13 protein-coding genes are annotated in these 10079 nt (G+C 53.2%); 8 read left to right on the forward strand and 5 right to left on the reverse strand.

The window, feature by feature from the left end; genetic code table 11:
• Positions 1 to 26: 26 nt before the first annotated feature.
• A complete protein-coding gene (locus tag OS242_RS14315) occupies positions 27 to 1235 on the reverse strand; it encodes an ArnT family glycosyltransferase (protein ID WP_267152365.1) in 1209 nt (402 codons plus the stop codon).
• Between the two features lie 99 nt (positions 1236 to 1334).
• Between OS242_RS14315 and OS242_RS14320 the strand changes: the two genes are divergently transcribed.
• Positions 1335 to 1583 carry a DUF1450 domain-containing protein gene (locus tag OS242_RS14320; RefSeq protein WP_267152366.1) on the forward strand — a complete coding sequence of 83 codons (249 nt, stop codon included), beginning with the start codon at positions 1335 to 1337 and terminating at the stop codon, positions 1581 to 1583.
• A 62-nt stretch (positions 1584 to 1645) separates the two neighbouring features.
• On the opposite strand, the gene OS242_RS14325 is transcribed toward OS242_RS14320, so the two are convergent.
• From OS242_RS14325 to OS242_RS14340, 4 genes are all read right to left on the reverse strand, one after another.
• On the reverse strand, positions 1646 to 1861 hold the full coding sequence (locus OS242_RS14325) for a DUF2922 domain-containing protein (protein WP_267152367.1): 216 nt from the start codon (positions 1859 to 1861) through the stop codon (positions 1646 to 1648).
• Between the two features lie 69 nt (positions 1862 to 1930).
• Positions 1931 to 2155 (reverse strand): DUF1659 domain-containing protein, encoded by a 225-nt coding sequence (locus OS242_RS14330; RefSeq protein WP_267152368.1) that lies wholly within the window; start codon positions 2153 to 2155, stop codon positions 1931 to 1933.
• A gap of 383 nt (positions 2156 to 2538) precedes the next feature.
• On the reverse strand, positions 2539 to 3717 hold the full coding sequence (locus tag OS242_RS14335; RefSeq protein ID WP_267152369.1) for a M20 metallopeptidase family protein: 1179 nt from the start codon (positions 3715 to 3717) through the stop codon (positions 2539 to 2541).
• Entirely contained in the window at positions 3718 to 4332 is a 615-nt protein-coding gene (locus tag OS242_RS14340; RefSeq protein WP_267152370.1) for a DUF2238 domain-containing protein, read from the reverse strand.
• A 172-nt stretch (positions 4333 to 4504) separates the two neighbouring features.
• Here OS242_RS14340 and OS242_RS14345 point away from each other — a divergent pair, with 172 nt between their 5' ends.
• The 7 genes from OS242_RS14345 to OS242_RS14375 all read left to right on the forward strand — a co-directional run bounded on the left by OS242_RS14345 (position 4505) and on the right by OS242_RS14375 (position 9957).
• Complete coding sequence (locus tag OS242_RS14345; protein WP_267152371.1) at positions 4505 to 5278, forward strand: hypothetical protein; 774 nt, start codon at positions 4505 to 4507, stop codon at positions 5276 to 5278.
• Between the two features lie 159 nt (positions 5279 to 5437).
• The gene (locus tag OS242_RS14350) at positions 5438 to 5998 is read left to right on the forward strand and encodes a hypothetical protein (RefSeq protein WP_267152372.1); all 561 of its coding nucleotides are present in this window, start codon (positions 5438 to 5440) and stop codon (positions 5996 to 5998) included.
• Positions 5999 to 6139: 141 nt separating this feature from the next.
• The gene (locus OS242_RS14355; RefSeq protein ID WP_267152373.1) at positions 6140 to 7411 is read left to right on the forward strand and encodes a WXG100 family type VII secretion target; all 1272 of its coding nucleotides are present in this window, start codon (positions 6140 to 6142) and stop codon (positions 7409 to 7411) included.
• 14 nt (positions 7412 to 7425) lie between these two features.
• Positions 7426 to 8109 carry a hypothetical protein gene (locus OS242_RS14360; RefSeq protein ID WP_267152374.1) on the forward strand — a complete coding sequence of 228 codons (684 nt, stop codon included), beginning with the start codon at positions 7426 to 7428 and terminating at the stop codon, positions 8107 to 8109.
• Between the two features lie 6 nt (positions 8110 to 8115).
• The gene (locus tag OS242_RS14365) at positions 8116 to 8790 is read left to right on the forward strand and encodes a hypothetical protein (protein WP_267152375.1); all 675 of its coding nucleotides are present in this window, start codon (positions 8116 to 8118) and stop codon (positions 8788 to 8790) included.
• A gap of 23 nt (positions 8791 to 8813) precedes the next feature.
• On the forward strand, positions 8814 to 9119 hold the full coding sequence (locus tag OS242_RS14370; protein WP_267152376.1) for a DUF4176 domain-containing protein: 306 nt from the start codon (positions 8814 to 8816) through the stop codon (positions 9117 to 9119).
• Between the two features lie 61 nt (positions 9120 to 9180).
• Complete coding sequence (locus OS242_RS14375) at positions 9181 to 9957, forward strand: hypothetical protein (protein WP_267152377.1); 777 nt, start codon at positions 9181 to 9183, stop codon at positions 9955 to 9957.
• Positions 9958 to 10079: the final 122 nt, after the last annotated feature.

The raw sequence follows: 10079 nt of genomic DNA on the forward strand, positions 1-10079 counted from the left end.
CCTTTACCGTGAAAAAGTGTGTAGTCTCATTCTACGCGGGAGGGAACCTTCACAGAACGGCGCAATCGAGTGACAAAATATACGGCAAACAACGCCATAAACGGCATCAACGGCACCGAATAGCGGCCGTGCGCCAGATAGATCATATGCAGGAACGTCATATAGAACAGCAACGCCATGATCGCGACCGCACCGCGATTTTTTCTTGCAAACCACATCCCGGCAAATCCGCCGACGACGAGGGTCAGATGCATCGCATAGACGACCGCCTTCGGGATCTTGACGATCGGCAGCCAGTAGAACAGGTCGCCCCAGAACATGCTGAACTTACCGATCGTATACCAGGACAGATACGTGGAGAACGACTCGGAAAATCCTTTCTTGATCCGCTCTTTCGCCCACTTGTTGTCAAATTCGTCGTTCACCCACAGGTTGTTCGTCTCATGCCACGTCCGCTGTTCCTCCAGCGACGGCAGACCGTACGGGAACGTGCCGAGCAGGAGCGGATTGCCGCCCGACTTGGTCAGCGGGATGAACTGGCCGTCGGAGATGTTGTAGTTGCGCACCCACCACGGGAGCAGAGCGAGCACCAGCACCACCGCGACGATCAGCCCGCATTTGACGAGCTTTTGCCACGGGATCTCGCGCCAGTACAAGAGCAGCAGGAACAAGATCCCCGGCCACAGCGCAATCGTCGGCCGCACATATACGCACATCGCCCACGCAAGGCCAAACCACAGCGCCGTTTTGGCGTCTGGCTCCTCCATCGCTTTCAACGCAGCCAGCACCAAGATCATCAGTGCCAGCACAAACATCGACTCGGTCAAAATCAGATTGGACGCCAGCCACAGCGGCGGATAAAACGCCATCAGCCCGGTCGCCCACAGCGCCACTTTCTCCGAAAACAGCCGCTTGCCGATCACGAACAGCAGATACAGCCCCGCCGTCACCATCACCGCCTGCACGATGCGCAGCGTCTGCTCCAAAGCAAACCCAGGCCCCATGATCTTCATCAGGACGGCGATCAGGGCCGGCAGCGCGGGTGTGATAAACACCGTCGGCCGCTCCGGGTCGTTATACGTGAACATCCCGGTCTCCAGCCAGATCTGAGCGGTGATCTGGTAGGAGCGGTCGTCCGAGTTCAGATCATACATCGCGCCGCTGGTCAGCACCAGAACGACCTTTAAAACCAAAGAGAGCAACAGGATGCTCCACAGCCATCGTTTCGTTGTCATTTTATTTCCACCTCGGTTGTTCATTTTATCATTGCAACCGCACCTTGCGAAGCTCTTTTTGTGTTAAAATGAACGGTATCCAGAGGAAGGAGGAGCCGAATGAGCAAACAATATAAAAAAATCGACGTCTGCATCGGCAACCTCGACAACGGCAGCGAGTGGGTCATCACCCGCCTCAAAGAAGAATTTCCGAACGTCGAGGGCCAGCGCTGGGGCTGTCTCGGCAACTGCGGCGACTGTTTCCGCAAACCGTTCGTGATCGCCAACAACCGCTACCTCGTCGACGCCGACAACAAAGAAGACTTGCTGGAGAAGATCCGCACCGAGATGGACCCGATCACCAAATAGACCACCACATACACAAAACCGCCTGTCCGGTGACAGGCGGTTTTTTTTCGTTGCATCGAGGATTACAGCGCGATCTCTTCCACGTTGGTCTCGACGACTTTCGCTTCCACTTTCGAGATCGCCCGGCCTTGCGGAAATCCGAAGACCTGCTTGTCCAGGATCAAGTCCATCACGGCGTTGATCTCGACGGCCGAGACGTTTTGCTTCGGCTCCGGGACGATCACTTTTACTTTTTTGTTGTTGTCGGTCAGAAAGATCATTTCCAGTTCGCGTTTCATGACAGGGTCACCTCTTATTTGGATTTTTTCGCTTCGTGCGGGGATAGGGGGTGGCGCGTTTCAGCGGGTTTAGGCTGTTTTTACGATGTCTTCGCGATCCACGCGCTGGACGTGGTGCAGCGCCCAAGCCGACAAGGAAGCCAGCGCTTCGCCGACCGCATACAGCTCGTCCTCCGTGATGTCCGGACGGACTTTCGAGTAGGTCTTGTCCTTGAACAGCGGCGTGCCTTCTTCGTTGGTGCCGTATTGCAAGTTGAGCACCATGGTGGAGTGGTTTTGGTTGATTTCGATCATCTTGTATCCCTCCTGAAATGTGTTGGGCCTGACACCCTTCACTATGCAGGGAGCCGGCCCCAACGGGGACAACGAAATAAAAAAAGCCCCAACGGGGGAAACCCCATCGGGGAGTTGTGGCCGAAGCAAACCTGATTAGCAGGTTGCGCCGCCAACGCCGTAGTACGGAACCAGCAGGAAGAACAGGACAAAGATGATCAAGAAGACCACCGCCCAGCGGGTGTAAGCACCGAAAACGCCCATGAAACAGACCCCCCTTCATGCCTTGGTCGCAAAACCGGGAGTGTTTCACCCGATCTACAGTACTAGTACATGCGGGTAGGCCTGTTTCCGTAAGGGACAGCCGCCCGGCACCCGTGAAAATGGACGGACGCCCTGCGTGTTTATTTTCCTTCCAAATAATTCATCGCCGTCTCCACCATCAGCCGCACGCCGTAAAACAGCGCTTCTTCATCGATGTCAAAGCCCGGATGGTGGATGTTGTAGCCCTCCTGCACCGGCACCGGATGCTTGCAGCCGATCCAGTAAAAACACCCCGGCACCCGCTGCAGAAAATAAGCAAAGTCCTCCGCCCCCATCGACGGCGGCACGTCGATGACCCGGCCCGCCCCGAGCAGATCGGTTGCCGTTCGCTTGAACAGTTCCACCGCTCCCCCGTGGTTGATCAGCGCCGGGTAGCCGTATTCGTACTCCAGCTCATACCGCGCGCCAAACCCTTCCGTCACCCCGCGCACGATGCTCTCCAACCGGCGGGGGATCTGTTCCCGGAGCAGCCCGTCAAACGTGCGGACCGTCCCTTTCATCTCCACGAGGTCGGCGATCACGTTAAACGTCGTGCCGCCGTGAATCGACCCGATACTCAGCACGGCCGACTGCAGCGGATCGACACTCCGGGAGATGATCGACTGCACCGCCGTGATCACCTGGGCTGTGATCGGCACCGCATCGACCGTCATATGCGGATAGGCCCCGTGTCCGCCCGTTCCGATCACCCGCAGAGTAAACTCGTCCACCGCCGCCATCGCAGGCCCCTCGGTGACCGCCGCATAGCCCGCCGGAAGCGTCGGCGTCATGTGATTCCCGAGGATGAAGTCCACTCCGTCCAGCGCCCCTTCCGCGATCATCGGCTCCGCACCGCCCGGCCCTTCCTCCGCCGGCTGGAACAAAAAGACGACGTCGCCGGTCAGCTCCCCTCGCATCTCCGCCAGCACCGTCGCCGCCCCGAGCAGGATCGCCGTGTGCGCGTCATGCCCGCAGGCGTGCATCAGGCCCGGTACGGTGCTCCGGTAGTCACACGTCTTCACATCTTGGATCGGCAGACCGTCCATGTCGGCCCGCAACGCCACCGTCCGCCCGGCCCGCGCCCCGCGCAGCCGCCCGACCACTCCCGTCTGCGCCACGCCGGTGCGCACCTCAATCCCCAGCGCCGTCAGCCACTCGGCCACGATCTGCGACGTGCGAAACTCCTGATATCCCAGCTCCGGATGCCGGTGAAAATCCCGCCGCTGCGCCACGATCCGCTCGTGGATGTGGCGGGCCCGTTCTGCCACCCTCTCCCGCAACTAGCTCCCCTCCTCATTTTCCCTCCTGAACACCATCCGCTCATGCCAGCGGCCAAACACCCACAGAGCCAGCAAGTTACCGATGAGCAACATCCACAGATCCCACTGCGCGTCCCACTCATCGCCCTGCGTGCCAAGAAACGTCTCCGTCGACTCCCCGCGCACCAACGCAGCCGCCATCTCGAGCAGTTCATACAACGCCCCGGTGGCGAGCGTCACGCACGTCGCCAAGAAAAACATCCACTTCCCCGGCTGCAACGGCGTGCTGCGCAGCAACACCTCCCGCGACAGCAACGCGACCGAGATACCTTTCACAAAATGGCCAAAGCGGTCAAAATGATTGCGTGCAAAGCCAAACTCATCTCGTATCCAGTTAAACAGCGGCACCTGCTCATACGTGTAATGCCCGCCCACCGCCACAATCACCGCACTGAGCCACAGCCACACATACGTCAACGTCGTCAACCGCATTTTCTTATAGGTAAAGACCAGTACCGCCACCACGATCAAGATCGGCGACAACTCCAACCACCAGATCATCCCATCCTTCGGCTTGACGGCCGACCATGCGAGAACGACCAAAAAACTCACGAGCAAAATACGATGCATCATCATGGGGGTATTTTCCTCCGTTGCTATTTCGATATAGCACTAGCCATTCCTCTCAAAGGCAGGTGTTATGCAAGTCACAGCGCAGTCACGTTGTGGTCATGTGACGTAGCAGTGTTATTCAATGAAATGTTATAGTTCCCTTACATAGACTGGATCAAAGATAGGGAGATTTGCGATGAATCGTGAAATAAATCCTGAGTACCTCAAGCACTGGATCAACGGCAGAGCAGATACCTCGACTTTGCGCAGTTCAATTATTGGTTATCTTTTGCTGCTCGTCGACTTTGTAATGATCGCCCCGTTATTTGCAGATCCCTTTGAGGCGATTTACTTTCAAATTCTCATCCCTCCGACTGTGCTGTTGCATTTGTGGGGACTGTGGATCGCAGTAGCCCCGTATAAAAATCAAGTAGCTTCAGAGCTGTACATGGGGATTTTCGGTGTATTTGTCACCGTCGGATATGGCATTTGCTCAATGAAGATGTTCTATGGTGTTCTAGGCTTTACAACTCCCTTGTACGCTATCGCTCTAACAGCCGTTTATATAGCTGGCTACTACGTCCTTTTCAAACGGCACTTCCAAAACCTGTCCTCCGGTTACTACTACGACCATGCAGTTATCCGCGCAGGCGATAAGAAAAATTCCGGTCTGAAATATGCATCCTTCGGTGGTCTGGGCGTTTTTCTCGGGAACTTGGTAGTCGGGATGGCCAGCGGTAACACAACAATCGGTCTGCTTGCCGGATTGTTTTTATTTTTTGCGGCTTTGAACAGCTTGTTGACGCTCAGCATCCACAGATACGTCCTCATGAAACGCTATCCGGAGCTCACGATCATTCAACGCAAGCCTGTAAAAAAAACCAAGGAAGCATCCTCTCAAATAGGCAACAACCCCGAGTACATATCAAGCACAGGAACAAAATCCCTTGTTGGAGATGAAGAAGAGTAGTAAGAGTAGTGAGAGTAGTAAGATTCCTCCGAGGAGGTATTATTTATCAAACATTCGACGCGCACCGAATACATCCAGCAATTTATCAATGACCGAGTCTCTGCTGACCAATTGCGCAGTACAATCCTTGGATTCTTGTTGCTATTGGTGGATCTCTCGATGCTGATTCCCTTGTATGCGGAACCGTTTGAGCAGATTTATTTTGATATCCTGCTGCCGCCAATTATCCTCATCCACCTGTTCGGGCTGTGGATCGTGATCGCACCATACAAACGGCAAGTTCTTGCTCAATTATATGTAGGTGTGTTTGCTCTTTTTGTCTCGCTGGGCTATGGAATCATCACGATAAAGCTGGTATATGGGGCAATAGGAGTAACCCATTACCTCTATGCGATCTCACTTGCTCTCGCATACGTTCTGGGATACTACCTCCTGTTTAAGAGCCATTTTAACAAACTGCAAAGTGGAGTTTATTATCGAAACTCCATCGAGGGGAGTAGTGATTTCACTTCAACACTTCTGTTCAGATCTGCTGGCGGTATCGGACTTTTACTTGGCAACATCCTCCTTGGTGTAGCATCAGGTTCCTTCGTTTACGGTCTTCTGGCTGGTTGTCTCCTCTTCTTGGCCGTCTTCTTTTCCTTTGTCACCCTCAGCATTCACCGCTACGTGTTGATGCGTCGCCATCCGGATTTGGTTGTCATTCAACGCCCTGCTTGAACAAAATAACTAGGATCGTGCAGTCATCATGCAGTCACATTTTGGTCATATGACGTAGAAGTCTCGATCAATCAAATGTTATAGTTTCCTTAATCAAGGTTTGATAAAATAGAACTACAACAGGCGGTGGCGTTTCAAATCATGAACTATGCGAACACCCTCCTGATCCGCAGCGGAGCCACCCGCTTCGCCGCAGCCGGACAGGAGATATCCGGTCAAGAAAAAAAACTTGCTAGCATCATCGAATCACTGGATGCCGGATCCAACGGCTGGCGCGGTGAAGGAGCGCGCGCCTTTTATGCAGAAACGGAAAAGCATCGAGCCGACTTCCGATTGGCCAGCCAAGCATTCGTTCTCGTCGCCCAAGCTTTGAACACGCTGGCCAACCAATTGGACACAGTCAATCAAATGCGACGTCAGTTGGAAAACCTGCAACACGAATCCAGCATCCTGCAACGCCGCTTGCTACACGCGGAAGACGAAGATCGGTCGTACTACAATCAAGAAATAGGGCTCTTGAACGTGAGGATCACCCAACTCCGCTTCGAAGCCGACTCACTCGAACGAAATGCCAATCTCGTCGCAGGCCGTCAGTTCGACGACGCCGCAGACATGGCGGAACGATTGCATTCGTTTTATGAGAAAGGCTTTGAAGTGGACATTTGGGCACCCATTGTAGGCACTTCGAAAGTGATTGGGAACGCAGGGGCAGCTATGGACGGCAAAGACATCTTCAACCGCTGGAAGCAGGGTTATACTTATGATCGATTAAAACGTGCCGACGGATACGATATCTTAGTCCAGAATGGTCGGATTGCAAACATCCGAGATGGAGTCTATCACTCCGTTGACGCCAGTAAGTACCCAGATCTATTCAAATACTTCGATATGAAGATAGCATTAAAAGATGCTCTATTAAATCCAAAATCGATTACCATGTGGCTTGGCTACGCTTCAGTTGCCTACGAGACGTATGATCACTGGAATGAGAACATCGAAGACGAGAAAAGCGGAAGTTACATCGCTGCGGAAGTGACTGTTGACCTTTCCATCGGTATCGGTACAATCGCTGCCTCCGCTATAGCCACTTCCACATTTGGCGCTAAGATCGGCGCAGGTGGTGGACCTTGGGGTGCGGTCGCCGGTGCGGGCGTGGGGATCGTGGTGGGTCTAGTCAGCAGTCTCGTACTCGACGGTATCAGCGTCAATGGAAAAACGCTGAACGAACATATCAAGGAAGATGTTGCCACAGCCATTGACACAACCGCAGAATGGTTTGATGACAAAACGGATGACCTACATGATCAGTGGACTCTGGCTACCGGTACAGCAGCAGCCTGGGTAGATTCGAAGGTTTCCAATGCCATCGCATGGGCTGCCGGGCCTTATGCCGGTTGGTTTAATCGAAAATAAAAGGGGGATTTGCGTTGCAACATGAAATAAATCCTGAGTACCTCAAGCACTGGATCAATGCCACACCAGACACCTCAAACTTGCGTGCCACAATTCTTTTCGGCATGTTGTTTCTTATCGACTTTTTAATGGTGGCTCCGCTGTATGCCGACCCTTATGAAGCCATCTACTTACAAGTTATGATCCCACCGATTGTCTTGCTGAATATCTGGGGCCTTTGGATCGCCATAGCCCCGTATAAGAATCAAGTGATCGCAGAGTTGTATATGGGAATATTGGGTGTGTTTATGCCCCTCGGATATGGCGTTTGCTCAATAAAGCTGTTCTACAGTGTCTTAGGTTTTACGACTCCCATGTACGCCATCGGTTTACTTGCCCTTACGGTGGCCGGCTACTATGCCCTCTTCAAATCGCACTTCCAAAAACTCGCATCCGGTTACTATTACCAGGCGCGCGGCAAAAATGGCGGCAGTCAGAAATACGTTTCCTTAAGCGGCCTTGGTGTTTTTCTTGGCAACATGATCTTGGGAATGGCAAACGGTAACACAGTCATCGGTATCTTAACGGGGCTGTGTCTGCTTTTGGCAACTATGCTGAGCCTGCTGTCTCTCAATATCCACAGATACGTCCTCATGAAACGCTACCCGGAGCTCACGATCATTCAACGCAAGCCTGTAAAAAGAACCGAGGAAGCATAGTCTCAAATGGATAGCAATCCTGAATACATCAAGCACTGGATCAACAAATCGTTGACTGTAGCTTCCATGAGAAGTACCATCATTGGTTTCATGCTCATACTCGTCGACTTTTTCATGATCGTCCCACTATACATTGGACCCAATGAGGGAATCTACACGACAATCCTGTTGCCTCCCCTCCTGTTTCTGCACGCTTTCGCCCTTTGGATTGTCATCGCACCTTACAAGCGGCAAATTGTGGCGCATTTGTATTTGGGCATTTTCTGTGCGTTTCTTCCCATCGGATATGTAATCGTGTCGATTCGACTGATTTATGAAGTGATGGGGGTATCTTCACCGCTTTACGGAATTGTCCTGGTGGTGCTTTTTCTCTACGGATTCTATGCCCTCTTCAAATGGCATTTCAATAATTTGAAATCCGGCTACTATTACAAAGTGGATGCAGGTGAGCCGACAACCAACAGTTTTTCCAAATATGGTTCACTGGGCGTAATCGGGATGATGATTGGTGAAGTCATCCTAGGCGTCGCCAATGGGAAAGCCGTGATCGGGGCTCTTGCGGGTACCTTATTGATAATAGGGGCCGCCATCGGCATGATGTCTGTCAGCATTCACAAATACATCCTCATCCGCCGTCACATGGACTGGGTCGAGCTCGATGAACCGCCGCACAACAAATAACATCGAAATGGAGTCTGATCCGCATGGAAACTCAACAAACTTATCTCCCGCTTGGCACTGTCGTCCGTCTCAAAGACGGCACCAAACCGCTGATGATCTACGGACGCGTGCAAAAACTCCCGAATGACAAAGAGTACGACTACCTCGGCTGCCCGTTCCCGGAAGGCTTTATCAACCCGGAGAAGAGCTTTGTCTTCAACCACAACGTCATCGACGAGGTCATCCACGAAGGCTACCGCGACGAGCAAGAAGAACTGATCCAGCAACTCCTGCTCGAACACCGTCCGCTGACCGTTGGCGAGCCGGTCAAGCCGGGCGAAGAAAACTAATCGACAACACCCCGGCGGCAAGTGACCGCGCGGGGTGTTCTTCTGCAAAAGGAGGTTCACCATGCAACCCACAGACGACCCCCACTATATCAAACACTACATGAACGCAGGATACGACGCCTCTGGCATGAGAAAAGCCATTCCGTTCGTTCTCGGCCTCACCGACGCCCCTCTCTTTTTTGCCGCCGTCGGAGATCTCTTCCCGATGCCGCTCTTGATGATCCTCGTCAGCGGCCTGATTCCGGTGCATGCGCTCGGTCTGCTGCTGATGATGTTTCCGTACCGATATCAGGCGTACGGTCGCTTGTTCATCGGACTTTACGCCATCATGAGTTCCCTCGTCTTTTTATTTTTCGGCGTGGAACTGATGGCCCTGATGCTCGACAAATGGTGGCTCGCGTACCGAGCCACCCTGTTCACCGCCTACGCCGTTTGGATCGCCGTGCTCCTCACCTGGCACTTGGGAAATTTCCGAAACGGCTGCTATGCACAGACCCGAAAAGAAAACCCCAGACTGGCAGAACAACGAAAACGCATCGGCACGGCTTCTTCCGTCTTTTTTATCGCGCATGTTCTGTTCGGTCTCCTCACCGGCACGTTTGTCCCTGCGACCGAAATGGCTGTCATCCTGCTGATGGCAGCTGGTCTTCCTTATTTCGCCCAACACCTGCACCGCTATCTCCTGATCTGCCGTCATCCCGACCTGCTGATCATCCAAGAACCGTACATTCGCCTCTCCAAGCACGAACACCGCCTCGCCCGCAAACGGAAAAAAAGCGTCGGCACAGTCTCGGCTTCTAAACCGCCGCAAGGAACAGGCGGCACCCGTGATGCATAATGTTATTACCGCCCTATATTGTCCGAAAACTGACTGCGTCTAATGTCCAAAGGTTGACGGATAATATGGCCGAGCGTTCATAGCGAATTCAGAAAAGGAAAAACGGGAGAATCAAGTCAACT

Origin of the sequence: Tumebacillus lacus, from assembly GCF_026410385.1 — a bacterium.
GTDB lineage: Bacteria > Bacillota > Bacilli > Tumebacillales > Tumebacillaceae > Tumebacillus > Tumebacillus lacus.

Bases quoted from the DNA above. Each gene is read 5' to 3' on its own strand.
- OS242_RS14375 (WP_267152377.1), top strand. From the start codon at position 9,181: ATGCAACCCACAGACGACCCCCACTATATCAAACACTACATGAACGCA.
- OS242_RS14370 (WP_267152376.1), top strand. From the start codon at position 8,814: ATGGAAACTCAACAAACTTATCTCCCGCTTGGCACTGTCGTCCGTCTC.
- OS242_RS14340 (WP_267152370.1), bottom strand. From the start codon at position 4,332: ATGATGATGCATCGTATTTTGCTCGTGAGTTTTTTGGTCGTTCTCGCA.
- OS242_RS14345 (WP_267152371.1), top strand. From the start codon at position 4,505: ATGAATCGTGAAATAAATCCTGAGTACCTCAAGCACTGGATCAACGGC.
- OS242_RS14320 (WP_267152366.1), top strand. From the start codon at position 1,335: ATGAGCAAACAATATAAAAAAATCGACGTCTGCATCGGCAACCTCGAC.
- OS242_RS14365 (WP_267152375.1), top strand. From the start codon at position 8,116: ATGGATAGCAATCCTGAATACATCAAGCACTGGATCAACAAATCGTTG.
- OS242_RS14355 (WP_267152373.1), top strand. From the start codon at position 6,140: ATGAACTATGCGAACACCCTCCTGATCCGCAGCGGAGCCACCCGCTTC.
- OS242_RS14325 (WP_267152367.1), bottom strand. From the start codon at position 1,861: ATGAAACGCGAACTGGAAATGATCTTTCTGACCGACAACAACAAAAAA.
- OS242_RS14315 (WP_267152365.1), bottom strand. From the start codon at position 1,235: ATGACAACGAAACGATGGCTGTGGAGCATCCTGTTGCTCTCTTTGGTT.
- OS242_RS14330 (WP_267152368.1), bottom strand. From the start codon at position 2,155: ATGATCGAAATCAACCAAAACCACTCCACCATGGTGCTCAACTTGCAA.
- OS242_RS14350 (WP_267152372.1), top strand. From the start codon at position 5,438: ATGCTGATTCCCTTGTATGCGGAACCGTTTGAGCAGATTTATTTTGAT.